This is a genomic window from Streptomyces sp. CB02980 (genome assembly GCF_014451325.2).
In the GTDB taxonomy this organism is placed as follows: Bacteria; Actinomycetota; Actinomycetes; order Streptomycetales; family Streptomycetaceae; genus Streptomyces.
On the sequence record NZ_JACSCH020000024.1, the window covers coordinates 101,702 to 120,934 of the forward strand.

Sequence of the window (19,233 nt, forward strand, 5' to 3'; positions counted from 1 at the left end):
CCGGGCGGCCGGCGCACCGGGGGTGGTACGGCAGGGACCTGAAGTACGCGCTCGGCCTGGAGCTGGATGATCTGGGGTTCGACGCCTCGGTGCTTCCGCGGTTCGTTCAGCCCGGAAGTACTCCGGGCCCGGACGTTGCCACGGCTGGGGAGTTCCCGCGTCTCCGCCGACGAATGGCAGGAGCTGCTCTGCCAGAAGGGCCCGCCTCCTTGGGAAGCGGGCCCTTCCTTCAGCGGCTGGTTCAGCGTTCGTCGCGCTTGCCGCGCAGGGCGTCCTTGGCATCGGACGCGGCTTCCTTCGCCTTGCCCTCAACCTGGTCCATCTGCCCTTCGGCCTTCATTCGGTCGTTCCCGGTCACCTTGCCGACCGCTTCCTTCGCCTTGCCCTTGATCTTGTCCGTGCGGCCCTTGTCAGCCATGACCTGTCCTTCTCTGTGGGGAATAGGTGACGATGACAAATTAGAACGGATAGATACATTTCGCCTGCCAGGTCGGCCGCCAGGCGCACCCCATCGCCTCTGATCACCCGACGCGGCCCAGAGGACGTGCAGAGACTTGCCGCCGCCGCTGCCCTGGCGGGCCCGCCCTCTCGCGTCTGCTCGGTGTCGATCATCAAGCTCTCGGCCGGCTACCACCCGCACGCGGCGCCGTCTCGCACTCCGACTCCCTTCTCAGGATTACGGTGGAAGCATCCCGTTCTGTTGAGTCATCCGAGGTGATGGCTATGTCGACGTCGAGTGATGAGATCGCAGGCGCCCCGTGCTGGGTCAGTCTGATGGCACGGGACTTGGCCGCCGCGCAGCATTTCTACTCCGGCGTCCTGGGCTGGGAATTCCGTGCCAGCAGCCTCGGGGGCGGATTCTCGGTCGCTCTCCATGAGGGCGTTCCCGTCGCGGGAATCGGCGCACTCGCCGAGCGTCTGGACATGCCCGTGGCATGGACGCCGTACTTCGCCGTCGTGAACGCCGACATCGCCGCGGCACAGATCCGTGAACGCGGGGCGACCATGGCGGTAGGCCCCCTCGCCTTCGGCACCGGCCGGGCCGGACTGGCCGCCGACCCCGCCGGAGCAGTCTTCGGGTTCTGGCAGGGCACTGTCGTCCCGGACTGGTCGGTGGGCCGTGGCAGTGCCCCAGCTTGGCTGGAACTGCACACACGCGACGCTTCCGAAGCCTCGATCTTCTACGGGGAGGTTCTCGACTGGGCAGGGGGAGGATCCGGCTGCTGTGTGGCGTCCCACGAACACGACCACGTCGTCCTGCGCCACGGCCACGACACCGTCGCGCGCATCAGCGGCGGAGCGGTCGGCGCGGCTCCGGACCCCTCGATCCGCCCGCGCTGGCACGTTCACTTTCCCGTACCGGACCTGGAAGAGGCGATCGAGGCCACGAACGGGCTGGGAGGTGGGGCCGTCGCCCCTGTGGGTACGTCCACGACGAGCCGGTGGGTCAACCTCACCGACCCCGACGGAGCGCAGTTCACCGTCGTAGCACCCCAGGGCACGTTCCCCTGAAGCCTCCACCGCCTCGGAACCGGAGCCCGCACGTGGGGCGGGCGGCTTCGAAGGAGCGGGGGTAGCAGCCGATCGATGTCGCCCAGCGGTGAGTCAGCTGAGCTCCCATACCGATGCCGCGGCTTCCGAGGTCTGTGTCTGCGGTGTCGCGGCTGTCGGGGCGGGTAGCCGGTGGGTGAGAATGGATGCCAGGGGCGAGCGTGGGAGGTGGGCTGCCGTGGGGGACTTCTCTGCCCTCCCCGAAGGGTCGAGTCCGCCGTTCGGCGAGGCGGACCTCAAGCGGCTTTCGCAGGGCCTCGCAGAATCGATGACGGGCGCCACGGGCCTCGACACCCCGGCCGCGCTGTGCCGGGCGTGCGTGGACCTGCTGGACGTGACCGGCGCTTCGGTGTCCCTGGGCGGGGGCAATGACGCCCAGGCGTTGTGGTGGTCCAACGATCCGGTGGCCGGAAAGCTCGCCGAAGCCCAGTACACCCTCGGGGTCGGCCCGTGTCAGAGTGCCCTGGCCTTGGCGGCGCCGGTACTGGCTGCGGATCTGACGGGCGGCACGGACGCTCGTCGCTGGCCGGTCCGGCGGTGCCGCCGGTACGGCCGAAAGATCTGAACCAATACCGGGAATCAGGCCGCGACGAGCTCCTGCTCGCGGTCCGGCGTTTCGACCCTGGGCTTCTTGTTCGGCAGTGAGAGCCGGAAGACCTTGCGCCACGCGGAGAACACCTGCTTGGGCAGCGGCCCGGTGACGTACTCCAGCTCGTACTTCTCGAACAGCGCGCGCACCTTTACCCCGACCTCGGCGTACCGGTTGCTCGGTAGGTCCGGGAACAGGTGGTGCTCGATTTGGTGCGACAGGTTGCCGGTCATGAAGTGCATGGCCCTGCTGCCGCTGATGTTCGCCGAACCCATCATCTGGCGCAGGTACCACTGGCCGCGCGTCTCGCCCTTGATCGACCGGCGCTCGAAGACCTTCACGCCCTCGGGGAAGTGCCCGCACATGATCACCGAGTGGGTCCAGATGTTGCGGACCAGGTTCGCGGTGAACGTGGCGGCGAGCGTGGGGAGGAACGACGGGCCCGAGAGCAGCGGGTGGATCACGTAGTCCTTGAGCACCTGCTTGCGGATCTTGCGGCCCACGGCCTTGGCGCGCGCGCGGAACTCCGGGTTCTTGCGGCGGCGCTTGGTCAGGTTCTTGCCGAGCTCCAGGTCGTACGCCGCGATGCCGTACTCGAAGAAGCAGGCGTTGAGGAAGTTCCACAGCGGCTGGCCGAGGTGGAACGGGTGCCACCTCTGGTCCTCGTCGACGCGCATGATGCCGTAGCCGAGGTCGTTGTCCTTGCCGATCACGTTGGTGTAGGTGTGGTGCAGCTCGTTGTGCGAGTGCTTCCACTGCTCGGACGGTGAGACGTGGTCCCACTCCCAGGTGGTGGAGTGGATCTTCGGGTCCCGCATCCAGTCCCACTGGCCGTGCAGGATGTTGTGGCCGATCTCCATGTTGTCCATGATCTTCGCCACGGACAGACCGGCGGTGCCGATCACCCACGCGGGCGGGAAGATCGAGAACAGCAGCACACCCCTGCTGACCAGCTCGAGCTTGCGCTGCGCCGAGATGACCTTGCGGATGTAGGCGGCGTCCTTCTCACCGCGACTGGCGATCACCTCGTCGCGGATCGCGTCCAGCTCGCGGCCGAGCTCCTCGATCTGCTCCGCGGTCAGGTGGGCGGTGGGGTCGATGGCGGTCAAGGTGCTCCTACCGTTCGATGTCGCAGGGGCCCGCCGCGGCGGACACGCAGGTCTGGATGAGGACGCCCGGCTCGGCCTCGGTGATCTCCCCGGTGCGAAGGTCGCGGACGGCGCCCGACTTGAGCGGCGTGACGCAGCCGAAGCAGATGCCCATGCGGCAACCGGAGGGCATGAGCACGCCAGCCTCCTCGCCGATGTCCAGCAACGGCGTGGCGCCGTCCGCGTCGACGGTCTTGCCGCTGGCGCTGAACGTGACCTCGCCGCCGTCGCCTGCGACGACGATGCCGGGGCGGAAACGTTCGGTGTGCAGGCGCTCTTGTACGCCGTGCGCGGTCCAGTGCTCTTCGGCGGCGTCGAGCAGGCCCGCGGGCCCGCAGGCCCAGGTCTCGCGCTCGGCCCAGTCGGGCACGAGTTCGTCGAGACGGGCGATGTCGAGCATGCCGTCCGTGTCGGTGTGCACCTCGGTGAGCCGCAGCTTCTCGTCCGCGACCAGGTCGTGCAGTTCGCCGCGGAAGATCACGTCTTGCGACTGCGGCGCGCTGTGGACCATGACGACGTCGTCGAACTCGGTGTCGCGCAGCATGCCCATCACGGGCGTGATGCCGCTGCCGGCCGTCAGGAACAGCACCTTGGCGGGCTTGACCTGCGGCAGCACGAAGTCACCGGTCGGCTGGTCGAGCTGGACCAGCGTGCCCGGTTTCGCCCTGCGGACCAGGTGGTTGCTGACCTTGCCGTCCGGGATCGCCTTCACGGTGATCGTGACGCGGCCGTCCTGGCGGTTCGTCGGCGAAGTGACGGAGTAGGCACGCCACAGGCGCACCCCGTCGACGTCGACCCCGATCCGCACGTACTGACCGGCTGTGTGGCCGCGCCAGCCCCGTCCCGGCCTGATCACGATAGTCGCGGCGTCACCCGTCTCGGGCTGCACGGCCTCGATGCGCCCACGCAGGTCAGCGCCCGCACGCAGCGGGCTGACCAGGTCAAGGTAGTCCGACGGCAGCAGCGGCGTCGTGACCATCTCCAGCAGTTTCCACGCCCTGCTGCGGAGGGCTGCACTCGTCATGACTCCAGCTTGCTGCGCCTCAAGGTGTAAAGTCCTGACCGCAAGACGTAAATCTGATCGGCTGAATTGTTCGCAGGAAACAAAATCGTGAGCCATGCAATCCGGAGGGCCAGCGAACTGGCCCTGGATGAGAAGACGGTCACCGCACTTCGGGCCGCGCTGAAGACCACCGCCGACGAGGTCGTCCAGGCGATCATCGACGAGGTCCCTCCCTACGCCAACGCCCTTTCGGGCCACATGGGCGCCACCATCCGCCGAGCTGTCCGCACCGCCCTGGGGCACTACCTGGACCTCGCGAGCGGGAACGCCACAGGCGGCGATGCCGGTGACGCAGCCTACGAGCTGGGCCGCGGCGAGGTGCGCGACGGCCGTTCGATGGACGCGCTGCTCAGCGCCTACCGCGTCGGCGCCCGCGTGGCCTGGCGATGCCTGGCAGCGGGTGCCGTACCCGCAGGCCTGCCCGCCGCCGAGGTCGCCAAGTTCGCCGAGCTGACCTTCGCCTACATCGACGAGCTCTCCGCCGCGAGCGCCGCGGGCCACGCCGACGAACTGGCCGCCCGGGGCAGGGCCCACGAGCGCCACCTGGAGCACTTGGCCCGCGACCTCCTCGCCGGCGCGAGCCCGGACGTACTGCTGGCCTCTGCTCAACGGGCCGGGTGGCAGCCTCCGGTTTCGCTGACCGCGGTCCTGCTGCCCGCCGCCCAGGCCCGGCCTGCCTACCGCACGCTCGACCCGAGCACCCTCATCCTCGATGATCTGCCGGACGCCACCGGTGTGCTGCTCGTCCCCGATGCCGACCGATCACATCTCTTGCGGCAGCTGACCGACCGCACCGCCGTGGTCGGCCCGGCCCGGCCATGGACTCGTGCGTCCGCCTCGTACGCACGAGCCGTACGCGCGCGCTCCCTCTCCAGCGATATTCGCGACGTCGAGGAACACCTGCCCGAGCTGGTGCTGAGCGCCGACGCGGAAGCGTTCGCAGACCTGCGTGCCCGAGCCCTCGCGCCGTTGCGGTCCTTGCCTGTCGCGACCGCACGGCGGCTGGAGGAGACGTTGCGGGCGTGGCTGCTGCACCAGGGCAGGCGGGACGAGGTGGCGGCGGCGTTGTTCGTCCATCCCCAGACGGTCCGGTACCGGATGTCGCAGCTGCGGGAGCTGTTTCCGGATCTCGCATCGCCACACAGGGTCCTTGAACTGACGCTGGCGGTCGGTTTTCGGGTCAACTGACACGTACGTCGACCGTCTACGACCGCGTCCCCGCGGCACTCGCGCGGACCACCCTCTACCTCGTTGCTGCGGCGGGTTGTCTTTCGGTTCATTAGCACTCGGCCGGGCCCGTCACACTCCACGAGCAGGCGGCCCCGGCCCTAAGTTGAGTGCGCAACCAAGTGGGGGACGCGAGTGCGTCGCCCTTCCCGGCAGGCCTGTCGATTGGGCTGCCCGCAGGGACGCAGATCAGCGGACCGCGTTTCCTTGGCTGCCGGGGACTTCGGGTTCCTCGCGAATCCGGACATCAGTGCCTCCCCTGGGCCCCCGTTTACCAGCCCCATGCATCGCAGCCGTCCCGGCAGCGCGCGGGCGAAGACCGCCAGCGCCTCCGCTCAGCGCCTCCCGCCCACTCCGGCGACCCCGGCTTCAACGTTGATAAAGATCAACAAGCTGAAAGGTCACCAGCTGACTCGAGGCTGCACTTATAGACCCGATCCACCCGCCAGTGCGCCGGGGCCACACGAGTGAGTGCCGGGCCGGGAGCATTCCGGCGTGTGCCCATGCGGGTCCGGACCGGATGCACCGGCTCTTGAACCGGATCGACTGGGACGCGGAAGAGGTTCTGAGCGACGTGCGTGAGTACGTTGTCGAGCATCTCGGTGATCCCGAAGCGGTGCTGATCGTGGACGACACCGGGTTCTTGAAGAACGGCACCGCATCGGCCGGGGTCCAGCGGCAATGTTCCGGAACCGTGGGCCGGACGGAGAACTGCCAGGGGATCGGAATCAAGTACTGAAGATCAACACTCCTCCCAGGGTCCAGACGATGGCCGTGAAGGGATCGGGACGTGCGGCTGCCGTGGCGTCGCCGGGCGGGAGATGATCTTCATGCGGGTTCCGTGGCACGGACCGCGTCGTAGATGCGCAGTGGGGTGGCGGCTTGATCCGGTCGTGGTCCACGGGGCTCGGTCCCGTCGCCGTCACGTCCGCTGTCCGGCGGCCGCATCCCGTGGGGCGGACCGTAGGGTCAGGTCGTAAGGCCAGGGCCTGGAACGTTCACCGCTCGGCTGTTCTCACGGAGAGGGACCGACGTCACCAGGTCACCACGCCCGGTTCCTCCGGGACCGTCCACGCGGCCCCTCCGCGAGCAGGCACCGACGCGGTACCTCACCGCTGTCCACCCCGGTGTTCCGCCCGTACAGTTCTCGGGCACTGCACATGTTGCGCGGTCGACTCCCGCGCCCGGACGAGGGGCTCTTCACCACTGTGGCAACGATCAACGACGTGGCACGAGCCGCCGGGGTGTCGGCTGCCACCGTCTCCCGGGTCTTCAACGGCGGACGGGTCACCGCCGAACTCGCCGAACGCGTCCTGCGTTCCGCGGCAGAGTTGCGCTTCGCCCCGAACCGGGTGGCCCGGGCCCTGCGGATGCAGCGGTCCAGCGTGATCAGTCTGATCGTCCCGGACATCGAGAACCCCTACTTCGCCTCGCTGGCCCGCGGTGTCGAGGACGCCGCCCAGCGGAAGAACCATTCGGTCGTCCTGTGCAACAGCGACGAGGACCTCGACAAGGAGCGCCGCTACCTCGACACCGCGCTGGCCGAGCAGATGGCCGGCGTGATCATCGCTGCCGCCTCGCGCAGCCGCACCGACCTGTCCCCGTTCACCGGGATGCCGGTGGTGGCGGTCGACAGGCGGCCACTGGGCGCGGCGGTCGACGCCGTCGTGATCGACAACCAGCACGGCGGTGAGCAGGCCACCGCCCACCTGCTGCGGAGCGGCTACCGCCGCGTCGCGTGCATCACCGGCCCGGAAGGCACCTCCGCCGCGGAGGAACGGCTCACCGGATACCGCGTGGCCATGGGGGAGTACCTGCGTGAACAAGGCCAGGACCAGGCGCAGTTGCGTGAGCTCATCCGGTACGCCGAGTCCGGGACGGAGAGCGGCAGGGAAGCGATGCGCGACCTGCTGGTGAACGAGGAGCCGCCGGACGCGGTGTTCGTGACGAATGACCTCATGGCGGTCGGCGCCCTCGAGGCACTTCGGGCTGCGGGCCGGGAGCCGCCACGGTTCGGAGTGCTGTCCTTCGGTGACGCGCCCTGGGTGTCCCTGGTCGCACCGTCGCTGTCCACGGTCGGGCTGCCGTCGTACGACCTGGGCCGGGCGTCGGTCGGCCTGCTGCTGGAACGTATCGCCGGGAAGGACAGGCCCCAGCAGACGATGGTGATGCAGACGAGCCTCCAGGTCCGTTCGAGTGCGACGGGCCCCGCGCCCGGCCCGTGACAAAGCCCGCCTCCTCCCGGCTCGTTCCCGACCAGCACGCTCCGGCGACCACCTTCCCGTGCGTGTCCGCCGGAGCAAATGCGCGGTCGGAGCGCCGGCGACACTCGCCGACGCCCCGCCACGGTCTGTCCGTTCGCGTCCTTCTCGTCAGAAGGTGGTCTCGCCGGGCAGCCCGAAGTAGTCGTGCCACTTCTGGCCACCGCCGAACGAGGAGCCGTTCGACACCCCTACGTACACGTCCGCCGAGGCGGTGTGGGTGAACGTGACGATGTCGTCCTTGCCGTCACCGTTGTAGTCGCCCATGTAGGGGTACTCGCCGGGGAGGGCGAAGTAGTCGTTGACCTTGCCTCCGCCCGTGAAGTTCGCGCCGTCGGAGAACGCCACGTACACGTCGGCGTTCCCGTCGCTGGTGAACGTGACGATGTCGTCCCTGCCGTCACCGTTCACGTCCCCTACCCGAGGCTGTTCCGTCCCCGGGGCGAAGAAGTCGTGCACCTTCCGCGACGGAGCGAACGACGAGCCCGTCGACAACGCCACGTACACGTCGGCGTTGCTGCCCTGGGTGAACGTGATGATGTCGTCCCTGCCGTCGCCGTTCACGTCACCGACCGCCGGGAACTCCCCGGCCGGAGCGAAGAAGTCATGCCATTTCTGTCCGCCGCCGAACGAGGAGCCGTTCGACAGCCCGACATAGACGTCCGCCGTGGCGTTGTGGGTGAAGGTGACGATGTCGTCCTTCCCGTCGCCGTTGAAGTCCCCGGTCGCCGGCACCTCACCACTCAGCGCGAAGAAGTCGTTCCACTTCTGGCCCCCACCGAACGAGGAGCCGTTCGACAGCCCCACGTACACATCGTTGTTGGGGCCGTGGGTGAAGGTGACGATGTCGTCCTTCCGGTCACCGTTGAAGTCCCCGCTCAGCGGCGTCTCGCCGGTCAGTCCGAAGTAGTCGTTCCACTTGACCGACGTGCCGGAGAAGGCCGAACCCGTGGCCGTCGCCACGTACACGTCAGCCGCCGACCCGTGGGTGAAGGTCACCACGTCGTCCTTGCCGTCACCGTTGAAGTCCGCCGACGAACCGCCCAGCATCTGCCGGCTGCCGCCGTTGACCAGTTGCATGTAGTAGTTCCAGTTCCAGTTGCGCCCCGGGTCGGTGTGGTCGTTGCCCGGGACCTCGCTGTGGCCGACGATGTACGCCCGTGTCTTCGGGATGCCGTAGCGATTCGCCAGATGGCGGGTGAGATCCGCCGACGACCTGTACATGGAGTCGGTGAACCATGAGGGGTTGTCGACGTAACCCTCGTGCTCGATACCCACGGCGTACGCGTTGGCGGACCGCGCGTGGTAGGCGGTGTCGCCGTCGCGGACCATCTGGGTCACCTCGCCGTCGGAGGAGCGGACCACATAGTGGGCGCTCACCCCTGCGGACGGGTTCTGGAACCAGCTGACGGTGCCGGCGTACGAGCCCTGGGTGACATGCACGACCACTTTGGTGATGGCGGACGACCGGCCCCTGGAGTAGTTCGCCGAACTGGCGGGAACCCAGCGGGCGGGCGGGTAGTCGGCGCTGAGGCTGCCTGCCTCCCGCTGCGTGGTGGCGTCGCCGGTGGAGTCGTCCAGGGAGGGGACGTGCGCGTATCGGCCCCGGGCCGGCGCCACCGGCCGGGGGGCCAGGCTGACGGGCTCACCGGTATCCGCTCTCGCCCGTACGCCCTGGGCCAGGATCTCGTACACCGTATCGGCATAGAGTCTGGCGGTGCGGTCGTCCTGGGCGCCGCTGTACCGCGCGATCACCGGGTACCACGTGTCGATGTCCCGGCGGTCCTCGGAGTCGAGCCTCAGTTCGTCGGCGTAGTGACGCAGGACGGCCGCCCCGCCGTGGATGTTGGCCGCGGTGTCGGTGCGCAGTGCGTCGGCCGGTTCGCCGGTGAGCTCGGCGGCGAGCTCCAGGGTGGTGCGCTGCGGGTTGCTGACCAGATGCATCACCCCGTAGCCACCGGCGTGGCTGGGCTCGCCGTCGTGGTCGTCGAGATGGGTCTCCGCGTACGCGACGGCGGTGAGCAGATCACGGGGGACCTGATAGACGGAGGTCGCGTGGGCGAATGCCCGGTTGAGCGTGCCGTTGCCCGGCGGGGCGGGATCGGCATGCGCCGCGCCGGAGGGCAGCCCCGTGAGCGCGAGTGTGGTGACGAGGGCGCCGCTGAAGACGGCGAGGCGCATCCCTCTCCATCGTGTGCGAGTGCTGGACAAACTCTCCTCCTGGATGGGGGGGAACGGACCTGGTGGGCAAAGAGGTCCGAGGAGTGGTGCGGCCTGGAACCGGGCACGGCACGGCAGCCGTCGGCCGCCGTAGGGCAGTGACCGGCTGACGGTGATGCGGCGTCGGAACCAGGGCGGAGACATGCGACACGGCGTCCCGCGAGGCGCTGAAATCGATTTCAGGCGGCAACGTACACAGCGGTCATGGCCACGTCAACATTCTGTGAAAGTCGCCTATTCGAAGCGCTAGTTGGTTCGGAGTAGGTGCCGCTATGGGGTTGACGAGGGCCTTGCGGGCCGCGAGGCTCCCTCAGTGGACGTCGCTGAGGTGAAGGCGAGTTGTAGGGAGGGTTCAATGCTTCGAGGCGGTCGTGCCTGAAATCGATTTCGCCCGCTGCTGTGGCGACGTTGGATGAGGTTCGCCTCGCCCTGGCCGGGAGCGGCCTGTGGTTCGCGTCTGAACTGCATCGGTCGGTGCGGAACGCGCGGGCTCGCCGCTCTCGTGTGGGGCGGCTCGCCCCGCCAGGTGCCCTCCCGGGGCGGCTCGCCCCCGGGAGGGCACCTAGGACTTGTCCGATGGGTCGCGTGACGCTCCCGTTCGGTACTCGTTCCGTGGGACATAGGGCGGGGAGATCTTTCGGATGAAGAGTGGGCTCGACTGGAGCTGCACTTGCCGACGAATCGCGGGCGGGGTGGCCGCTGGCAATCCCACCGCCGTGTGATCAACGGGATTCTGTTCCGGCAGCGGACCGGCATCCCCTGGCGGGACCTGCCGCCCTGCTTCGGTAGCTGGAAGACGGTTCACGATCGTCATGGCAGGTGGTCGGCGGACGGCACGCGGGAGAGGATCCTGCGGGCCGTCCAGGCCGACGCCGATGCCGAGGGCCGCATCGACTGGAGCATGGTCAGCGTCGATTCCACGACTTGCCGCGCTCATCAGCACGCGGCTGGTGCCTCCACCCGTGCCCCGGAAATCCCGGGTCGGTGCAGGGGCCCGGCGCGTCACCGTCCCGATGAGGCCCTGGGACGCTCGCGAGGCGGGCTCACAAGCAAGATCCACCTTGCTGGGGAAGGCGGGTGTCGCCCGCTCGCGTTTGTCATCACGCCCGGCCAGTGGGGAGACGCACCGCAGATGATTCCCGTCCTCGAAGAGATCCGTGTGCCCCGGCAGGCTGGTGGACGACCGCGCACCCGGCCCGACCATATCGGGGGAGATAAGGCGTACTCATCACGCCGTAATCGGCGTCACCTCCGCAGACGCCAGATCAAGCACACGATCCCCGAGCCGAGAGACCAGCGGGCCAACCGCCGGCGCCGCGGCAGCCAAGGAGGCCGGCCCACAGGCTTCGACAAGACGATCTACCGCCGCCGCAACGAGGTCGAGCGGACCATCAACCGGCTCAAGACCTTCCGAGCCGTCGCCACGCGCTTCGACAAGCGGGCGTACGTCTTCCACGGGACGGTCACCGTGGCTGCTACCCGGCTATGGCTCCGTCCACAGTGAAACGCCGCGTTCGGAGCCTTTCGGCACCTGGGTAGTGGTGGCGCAGGTTCGCTGAGTACGCGCGCATCGACTGCGCGACGTCCCAAGATGAGCTGTCGAACTCGGTCTACCAGGGTGGGCGGGTGTCGCGGAGTGCTTCCGGGGTCTGTTTGGGCAGAGGCCTGCCTTGGTCGGTGCGCAGCAGCACGCCCGGGTCGACTTCGAAGTCTTCAGTGGGCGGTGCCGGCTGGTGGAAGCGCTCGGTGCGCGGAATGGTGACTTCCATCAGCCGTCCTTCCTGGATCATCCATAGTCCGAAGCAGTGGTCGTCCTGGTCTCGGAGCAGAACTTGCACCGTATGCGGATGCGGCCAGGCCAGCGATTCCAGGTGCCTGAGCAGGCCCTTGCGGTGGTGCAATTTGTCGAGCTCCAGGGCCCATCCGAACTCGTAGCCGTGGTGTCCCGAGATCGGGACGAAACGGCCTTGCCAGGTGCGTTCCGGGTCGTCCTGGGTCAACGGTGCCATCACCTCGTCCGACCAGCGGGCGAGCACGATGACCTCGGCGTCTCTACTCATGCCGGAGTATCACCGCATCCGCCTGATGCACCGCAACCGAATTCCTCAATCGGCCGACGCAGGCACGCGTGGGCGGATTGGCGACGAGCTCTCCAGCAAGCCCGACGACGGCGCCTTCGGAGAAGTTCATCTGCGCCTTAAGCCACGGCTCTGATCACATCACACGACCCATCGGACAGCCCCTAGCACCGGGGGACTTCTACCGCCGGACCCGCGGGGACGCCCTTGCGCACCACGAAACCCCGTGCTGATGGTGCCGGCGACCGTCGTCTGGGGACGGCTCTCCGCGCAGCCGGTCCGGCGCCCGTGCCATCGGGTCGGATCGAGCTGATGCTGCCGGATCGGACGCCTCGGCGGGGTGGGCGGTGGCGGGATCATCGCCTGGCAATCGAAGCGATCGCCTTCAAGTACCGCACCGGGACGCCGTGGATGGACCTGCCTGAGCGCTTCGGGTCGTGGAAGGGCGTCCATAACCGGCTGCGGAAGTGGGCCGTTGACAGAACCTGGGAGAGGGTGTTTTGCCGCTCTGCTGGCCCGGGCCGATGCCGAGGGCGATCTGGACTGGGTCGTCGCGGTCGACTCCACGACCGTCCGTGCCCACCAGCACGCGGCCTGGGCGCGTCAGAAAGGGTCCCCGGTCGGCGAGCCGGGCGACCATGCCCTCGGACGCCCCCGCGGCGGTCTGACCACCAAAATCGACCTGGCCTCCGACAGCCGGTGTCGGCCGCTGGCGTTTCACCTCACCCCAGGTCGGGCCGGTGACGCACCCGCCTTCGCACAGGTCACGGCCCGCCTGCGAGCACCTCGGCTCGTCGGGCGGCCCCGCACCACTTCGCAGGCGCTCCTCGCCGGCAAGGCGTACTCGTCCCGGGCCATCCGCGATCACCTGCGGCGCCGAGGTGTGCGTACTGGCATCCCGCAGCCTTCCGATCAGATCGCTCACCGAAAGCGCCGGGGGAGTGCTGGAGGCAGACCGCCCGCCTTCGACCGCTCAGGCCACCGCTCGAACAACAGCCAGGGCGAGGGAGATACCGGCCGTTGCACCCAACGCCAGAGCGGTGATAGCCGCCGTTCGGCCGACGCCCTGCTCGAACGGGACACTCGGCACAACCTTGTGCAGCACAGGCGCCACTACCGCGATGAGACTGAAGCCGACACCAAGGCGCCAGTACGTCTCGCCTGAGCACGAAGCGTGAAAGCGACCTCCGCAACCACTCGGTTCCACGGTGAAGCCCGTCACGACGAGGAACAACGCGCTGGCATACACCGCGCCAAACAGCATCGTTACGCCGAAGTCGACACGCCGCGCTCTCGCAGAGCTGTTGCCGCCACCTGCCACGTCGCCCCCAAGCGCGCTGAACCAAGAGCGCGGAGTCTACTGCGTCGGTGCTGCGGCCCGTCAGCGACAGAAGATCCTCTGATCCGAAGGAAACGCCCTAGTGACCTGAGTCAGAGATTCGTCGGCAGTAGGCGGCGACCTTGTCGAGGATCTCGTCGGCGGTCTTCGTCCAGACGAAGGGCCGGAGGTGGTCGTTCCAGTCGGCGAGCCAGTCCTGGATGTCGCGTTCGAGGGCCTGGACGGAGCGGTGGACACCCCTGCGGAGCTTCTTCTTGGTGAGTTCGGCGAACCACCGTTCAACCAGGTTCAACCAGGTTCAGCCAGGACGAACCGGTCGGGGTGAAGTGCAGGTGGAACCGCGGATGCGCGAGCAGCCACGTCTTGACAGCCGGGACCTCGTCGGCGCCTTCCCCCACGGCACCATCCACCGCGAGCAGCCCGACCGCGGCGGCGGGCGGAGCGATCTGGAATACGAACCTCAGCCCGGCACGCGCTTCCCCGTCGAAGTCAAACGGCACACCATTCCCTTCACCCACAGCGACGTGCAGGCCGCATACCTCGCTCAGACCGCTGCCTACACCGCCACAAGCGTGCCCTTCGCCCTGCTCCTGGTCGGCGACCACAGCGGACGCAGCGGCGGCCCCGCCCGGCAGCCGCGAGCGTCAACGGCGACAGAGGTAGCTGCCCACTGCTACTCCATTCCATGGCTCTCAGCTGCCCCGTCGTGGCGTTGATCCCTTCCACGGTGTCGTCCTCGCTGCCGCTAGGGATCGCTACGGCGGCGGCGGAGCGACAGAGGCCAGGGTTCTGTGAAGTGGCAGGCCGGTGCAGCGTCGCGCCTGCACGCAGACCAGGGCGGTCCCCTGGGATGCTCCCCGCCCCGAGGGGTGGGGAGCATCCGCTGCACTCGCCCGGTCACCGAGCGGCAGGTCCGTGCCGGAACTTCAGCATGGCGCCAATCATCGCCTGCGCTTTGCCCGGAGGCGCCATCGGCGCCTGGAGTCAGCGGGGGTGGGGTGTATTGCTGCTCATCGGGTGGTTGCTCTGCTGCTCGATGACGCAGAAGCCGGAATCCTTCAATGCCTGGTTGATGACCCTGCCCTGAGCTTCGGTGGTGGTCACGTCCTTGTAGGTGAAGTGCTGTGAGGCAAACCAGTCGGGCATGTAGGCGCCATGGTTGAGGGATTGACACTGGTCGCGTGCGGCCTCGATGGCCTCGTTCTCGTACCGGACGGTCTCGGGCGCGGCCTTGCGCAGGGCTGCAATGAGCGCGGCGCGCTTGGCGCCGGTGGGTGCTTCCGGCCGCCGGGCGGCTCCCGAAGCACGTCTTGTCTGGCGGCCTCGGCCGCAGAGGCAGATGCCACGAGGTCTTTGATCCCGACCCGCTCCGGCTCGCTGCCGCATGCGGTGACGGTAAGAAGAGCAGTGAAGCTGAGGCCGGCTGCGATGGCACGGAAGCGCGTGATCCCCCCAGGACGTTGCGTTGGTAGGGACGCATCATGCAGCTCCCGGATGAAATAGGGAGTGTGCCGAACCCTGATTGTGGGGGTCACGAAAGCGACCCCCACAGGCGTGCCCGCGGACCGGGTGAGGCCGCGGGCGCGCGAGGGCGGGTCGGGCTTCGGCTTCAGCGGCCGGGGGCAGCTGCGACCAGGTCTTGCCCGGGATCGGCGAAACGGCCTTCCAGCAAGGGGGATTGCTCCACAGCATCCGGTGAGCGGCCGGCGGCCGCGGAGCGCCCGGCGAGGCCGGCCGACGGGGGCGGGAGGGGGACCGAGACGCAGCCGGAACGGTGCGACTCGAGCGCGCCGTTGAACGCGGAGACGCAGAACTCGAAGTTCCAGTTGCCCGGGAACAGGAAGGCGATCTCATGCGAGGTGGTGTCGGTGGTGGACTGGTCCGCCGTGAACGGGCCGCCCGCGGTGGCGTTGCGTACCCACACCCGGTATCCGGCCGCCTGGGCCGAGCCCTGCCAGGTGAGGCGGACGGTCGTGGCGTCGAGGGACTGGATCTTCACGTCCGTCGGCACGGGGGGCACGCCCGCGCCGACTGTCACGGACCTGGCCACGGTGGGCATCCCGCCGCCCGCCTGGTTCCAGGTCGCCACAGCTACGAGATAGTGGTGGCCCGGTACGAGGCCGTCGATCTGCGCGTACGTGCCCTTGACTGCCGTGCTGTTGATGTAGGAGCCCGGCACGTCCTTGTCCCAGGTGATGATCTCGTACCGGTCGATGCTGTCCGTGTGCGCGCCGGTCGGCGCGTCCCAGTACACATCGAGGCCGGTGGAGGAAGGGCGGGTGGAGACGTTCGTGGGCGGGGCGGCGGTCTCCGGGTGCGCGGTCGCCGAGACCGTCTCGGACCACACGGACACGCCATCGGTGCCGTTGTCGGTGTTGACCTGGTACTCCCAGGTCCAGCCGTCCTCCGTCCAGGTCGTGTCGTAGCGGTTGGTCGAGACGTGGGTCTCGTTCCAGTTCGCGGCGCCCGCGAGCCGGTACCGGACCGTGTAGCCGCGCGCGCCGAACACCGGTGACCAGGTCACCTTCACCCCGCTCGGGACGGACTCCGCCACGACGCTGTTCACCGGGAAGATCGGCCGCCGGGGAATCGTGGTGGGGATGCCGGGCACGAACTGGCCGATGCCATAGTCGTCGTGGAGGGTGCGTTCGAAGGCGGACGCGATCTGGAACTCTCCCAGGGCGTTGGGGTGCAGGTCGTCGTAACCACCCGGGCAGGTATTTGTGTCGCAGCCGTACGCCGCCTCCCAGTCGACCAGCTTCACAGGGGAGGAGAGGGTGCTCCAGGACGGGATCGCGTTCTTGAGCATCGTGTTGTACTGCCTGGTCTTGACGATCAGGTCCTGCCGGCCGTCGATGAGCGGCCGCATGGGAACGTTCGCCACGGCGAAACGGATGTCCCCCTTGGCGGCGCGGGCCCGGTCGACGAGAGTCTTCATGCTGTCCAACGTGCCGGTCGCGTCACTGACCAGCCAGCCCATGTCGTTGAACCCGATGCCGAACAGCACAAGGTCAGGCTTGTACTGGGCCACCAGAGGCCCGATCAGGTCCTTGTCCTGGGCGGCCTGCCGTCCCCACACGGCGAAGTGATCGCTGTCGAAACCCGCCCGCACACCCTGCGCGTACGCCCCCGTGACGGGAGGATTCGCGACGGAGGGGTTCTCCAGCACCTCCCCCTGGAGACGAGGCGGCGCGGGAGGCCCGGTCGGGTCCGCCTGCTGCTTGGTGCCCTGGTACGGGCCGACGAAGTCGACGTCGACGTGCTGGTCGCGGAACCACTCCCACAGCCGGTACCGCCAGGTCCAGTCGCCCTCCATGCCCTGGGTCATGGAATCGCCCACCACCATCACCCGCATGGGGGTGCTGGTGCCGCCGACACCCCGCTGGAGCCGTTCCAGCGATGCCAGCAGCTTCGGCGCCAGGCCCTCCATCGCGCCGGCCATGTAGGGCAGGACCGAACCGAAGTACTTGATCTTCGTCCCGAAGTTGCGCAGGGCCTGCTGCACCTGGGCGACGGCATTGGCACCGCGCTCCGAGGTCCACGTCAGCAACGCTCCTTGGAAAGCACCCTTCACGGTCGGCCAGAACGACGCAGCCAGCGCCCCCGCCCAGACATCTGCGTCGCCGAGCGACCTGTCGTCGTAGTAGGCGTTGAGCAACTCGCCGACAAGTGTGCCCAACCCCTCGGAAACGGCGCCGCACACCGGAGCGGCAGCGGGCGCGCCGACGTTGAAGGCGGCCATGCACCCGCCCCAGACCAGGCCGGTGACCGCCCACGCGACACCGCTGGCGATGAACTTCTGCATCGGGGTCGCCCCGAAGCCGACGGCACCGGTCGAAGCGACGATCACGAGGCTGTCTTCCACGGCGTGCACCGTGCCCTCGAAGTCGCCGCTCCCCTCCTGCGGCGGATAGATCCCGACGCTGTGCTCCCGGGCCCGCTTGGTGAACGAGGCCCCCAGCGTCATGCCCGCGGTCTGATCAGCACGGGTCTGGTCGACCAGGGCCCGCATGAAGTCGCGCACGTGCTGGCGACCCTCGGCAGTAGGCAGGAAGTCGATGGCCATGACCAGGTCGTCGTCGTTCACCGCGAGCGAGCGGAGACCCCCCGCGTCCTTGGCGCAGCCCAGCCGCACCGTCACCGGCGCTCCCTGCTCGCCCTCGGTGGCGAAGGACGTGGCGTGGGTGGCGCACAGGGGAGAAGGCTCGACCGCAAAGCCCGGGGGCGCTGCGGGCCCGGCGACCGTGCCGAGCAGCAAGGTCAGTGAAACCATCAAGGTCACAGCGACGCTGCGGCGCCTGGTGGATACCCTCGCCCCACGTCGCTTGCGGACCGTTTCTGACGTACGTCGCCATAAACGCATGTCGATTCATGTTCCCTTCGAGATTTCCGCGGCACCGTGTTCGCGACGCTGGCGTGTGAGCTGACAGCGGCTTGAACAGTCCGGTGATGAACGGATGGCCGTCGGCATAACCGCCCGGGACCTCAGTCAGTGGGTTGGTCGCCGCACCTGCATGGTTGTGCCGGATCTCTGCACGACCCCTTTGTCGTGTAGATCCCCATCGCATAGCCGCAATGGCAGCTACAGCATCCCACCACTGTCGAGACGGAATCATGCCGGTGAGGTGGGCAGTGCGGATCCGAACCCGATCCCGAACTCGTAGTCGGCTTCAGCACCTTGCCGCCGGAACAGAAGGTGACCCGTGGCCCTGCGTGGCCGCACGCCTCCTGCGGGCTGGCGGTGCACCTGAGTGACCGGTGGACCAGTCCTGCGAACGCTGACAGGATGTGTGGGACGTGCAGAAGGCGTCCCCAATCGCGCACGCGGGCCCGAGATGCATGCCGATGTTCTCGTCGACCTCGCGATCGCTACCAGCCGCCCGCCGCAGGCTCTGTCCGGTGCATCGTGCCAGGTCTCCTCCCGGCTCCGAGCCACACCAGCCTCAGCATCACAGCGGCCACTACCAGTGGCTCATCGCCTGGACCAGCTGCCTTACCGTCCTGCGCCGGAGCACCGTTCTCGCCGCCACCCCAGCCATCTCCGTCGGCATCGAAGCCTGCGACGTCGACGACGTCGTCCCAGTGGTACGACTGGGCCAGGAGGGATCGGTTGCCAATCGACGGGGTGATAGGCAGCGGACATTTGATCAGAACCGGGCCCGGGACCGCCGACTGCTGGCCGGCCATGACAGGAAGAACAGCGGCAGCTGGGGTGACGAGCCAGTCGCCGTCGCTATCTGAGGTTGTCGCGCTCGGAGACTGGCCAAGGTGCCTTTTGCGCCGATCTTCGTGATGGGCCGTCCTCCCGGCAGCCTGCGCGGCATGATCGCGAGTTGCTCAGGGTGTGCCGCGAGCGGTGCCAGGGTGGGTGAGTCGGGGGAGTGTACGAGTGAGCGTGAGCGGATTTCGGTTCAACCCACCGCCGAACTGGCCGTTGCCCCACGGCTGGGTTCCTACGGAAGGCTGGCAGCCCGACCCCTCGTGGCCGCCGCCTCCGCCGGGCTGGCAGATGTGGCTGGCTGAGTCTCCCGAAGCCGCGGCGGTGAGCGGTGCCGATTCTCATGTGGACACGGCGCCGACCGAGGGCCAGCGCCTAGGGCAGCGGCCGACCGCCAAGGCCAGTTCGTCTGACGCCGCGAGGTGAGAATGTCATCGGTCCTGTCCATCCCTGGCGGACGAGTGCGATCTGGGAGGGCAGCGGTGACACAGGGTCGAGTGCCCTCCCTCGGGCCCAGTTCTCGAACAGCCCCTCGGTCG

General features: G+C 68.3%; 13 protein-coding genes and 4 pseudogenes. 8 read left to right on the top strand and 9 right to left on the bottom strand.

Annotated elements, in window-relative coordinates:
* Nucleotides 1-241: 241 nt before the first annotated feature.
* Nucleotides 242-418: a CsbD family protein gene (locus E0F75_RS35530; protein ID WP_229315100.1), complete on the bottom strand. Its 177-nt coding sequence runs from the start codon at nt 416-418 to the stop codon at nt 242-244.
* Between the two features lie 356 nt (nt 419-774).
* Between E0F75_RS35530 and E0F75_RS35535 the strand changes: the two genes are divergently transcribed.
* Together E0F75_RS35535 and E0F75_RS35540 are read left to right on the top strand one after the other, a co-directional pair.
* Entirely contained in the window at nt 775-1,512 is a 738-nt protein-coding gene (locus E0F75_RS35535; protein ID WP_229315101.1) for a VOC family protein, read from the top strand.
* 217 nt (nt 1,513-1,729) lie between these two features.
* Complete coding sequence (locus E0F75_RS35540; protein ID WP_229315102.1) at nt 1,730-2,116, top strand: hypothetical protein; 387 nt, start codon at nt 1,730-1,732, stop codon at nt 2,114-2,116.
* Nucleotides 2,117-2,130: 14 nt separating this feature from the next.
* On the opposite strand, the gene E0F75_RS35545 is transcribed toward E0F75_RS35540, so the two are convergent.
* Both E0F75_RS35545 and E0F75_RS35550 read right to left on the bottom strand, forming a co-directional pair.
* Complete coding sequence (locus tag E0F75_RS35545; protein ID WP_229315103.1) at nt 2,131-3,249, bottom strand: acyl-CoA desaturase; 1,119 nt, start codon at nt 3,247-3,249, stop codon at nt 2,131-2,133.
* A 7-nt stretch (nt 3,250-3,256) separates the two neighbouring features.
* On the bottom strand, nt 3,257-4,267 hold the full coding sequence (locus E0F75_RS35550; RefSeq protein ID WP_229315113.1) for a ferredoxin reductase: 1,011 nt from the start codon (nt 4,265-4,267) through the stop codon (nt 3,257-3,259).
* A gap of 132 nt (nt 4,268-4,399) precedes the next feature.
* On the opposite strand from E0F75_RS35550, the gene E0F75_RS35555 reads away from it, so the two are divergent.
* From E0F75_RS35555 to E0F75_RS35565, 3 genes and pseudogenes are all read left to right on the top strand, one after another.
* Entirely contained in the window at nt 4,400-5,539 is a 1,140-nt protein-coding gene (locus E0F75_RS35555) for a CdaR family transcriptional regulator (RefSeq protein WP_229315114.1), read from the top strand.
* A gap of 490 nt (nt 5,540-6,029) precedes the next feature.
* Nucleotides 6,030-6,314: pseudogene (locus E0F75_RS35560) on the top strand (transposase); the annotation flags it as partial.
* Between the two features lie 490 nt (nt 6,315-6,804).
* Nucleotides 6,805-7,803 carry a LacI family DNA-binding transcriptional regulator gene (locus tag E0F75_RS35565; protein WP_229315104.1) on the top strand — a complete coding sequence of 333 codons (999 nt, stop codon included), beginning with the start codon at nt 6,805-6,807 and terminating at the stop codon, nt 7,801-7,803.
* Nucleotides 7,804-7,950: 147 nt separating this feature from the next.
* Here the strand turns inward: E0F75_RS35565 and E0F75_RS40810 are convergent, their stop codons facing one another.
* On the bottom strand, nt 7,951-10,020 hold the full coding sequence (locus E0F75_RS40810) for an N-acetylmuramoyl-L-alanine amidase (protein ID WP_374115491.1): 2,070 nt from the start codon (nt 10,018-10,020) through the stop codon (nt 7,951-7,953).
* Between the two features lie 658 nt (nt 10,021-10,678).
* Here E0F75_RS40810 and E0F75_RS35580 point away from each other — a divergent pair.
* A complete protein-coding gene (locus E0F75_RS35580; protein ID WP_229315116.1) occupies nt 10,679-11,563 on the top strand; it encodes an IS5 family transposase in 885 nt (294 codons plus the stop codon).
* Nucleotides 11,564-11,669: 106 nt separating this feature from the next.
* On the opposite strand, the gene E0F75_RS35585 is transcribed toward E0F75_RS35580, so the two are convergent.
* Nucleotides 11,670-12,119 carry a hypothetical protein gene (locus E0F75_RS35585; RefSeq protein WP_229315105.1) on the bottom strand — a complete coding sequence of 150 codons (450 nt, stop codon included), beginning with the start codon at nt 12,117-12,119 and terminating at the stop codon, nt 11,670-11,672.
* 330 nt (nt 12,120-12,449) lie between these two features.
* Between E0F75_RS35585 and E0F75_RS40815 the strand changes: the two are divergent.
* Nucleotides 12,450-12,626, top strand: a pseudogene (locus tag E0F75_RS40815) (transposase); the annotation flags it as partial.
* Nucleotides 12,613-13,062 (top strand): annotated as a pseudogene (locus E0F75_RS35590) (transposase); the annotation flags it as partial. The pseudogenes E0F75_RS40815 and E0F75_RS35590, both read left to right, overlap by 14 nt.
* A 48-nt stretch (nt 13,063-13,110) precedes the next feature.
* Here the strand turns inward: E0F75_RS35590 and E0F75_RS35595 are convergent.
* From E0F75_RS35595 to E0F75_RS35610, 4 genes and pseudogenes are all read right to left on the bottom strand, one after another.
* Nucleotides 13,111-13,401, bottom strand: coding sequence for a hypothetical protein (locus tag E0F75_RS35595; protein ID WP_229315118.1), 291 nt, complete (start codon nt 13,399-13,401; stop codon nt 13,111-13,113).
* Between the two features lie 154 nt (nt 13,402-13,555).
* Nucleotides 13,556-13,856 (bottom strand): annotated as a pseudogene (locus E0F75_RS35600) (IS630 family transposase); the annotation flags it as partial.
* A 604-nt stretch (nt 13,857-14,460) separates the two neighbouring features.
* Nucleotides 14,461-14,862, bottom strand: a complete 402-nt coding sequence (locus tag E0F75_RS35605) for a hypothetical protein (protein WP_229315106.1) — start codon at nt 14,860-14,862, stop codon at nt 14,461-14,463.
* 223 nt (nt 14,863-15,085) lie between these two features.
* On the bottom strand, nt 15,086-17,749 hold the full coding sequence (locus E0F75_RS35610; protein WP_229315107.1) for a fibronectin type III domain-containing protein: 2,664 nt from the start codon (nt 17,747-17,749) through the stop codon (nt 15,086-15,088).
* Between the last annotated feature and the right edge of the window lie 1,484 nt (nt 17,750-19,233).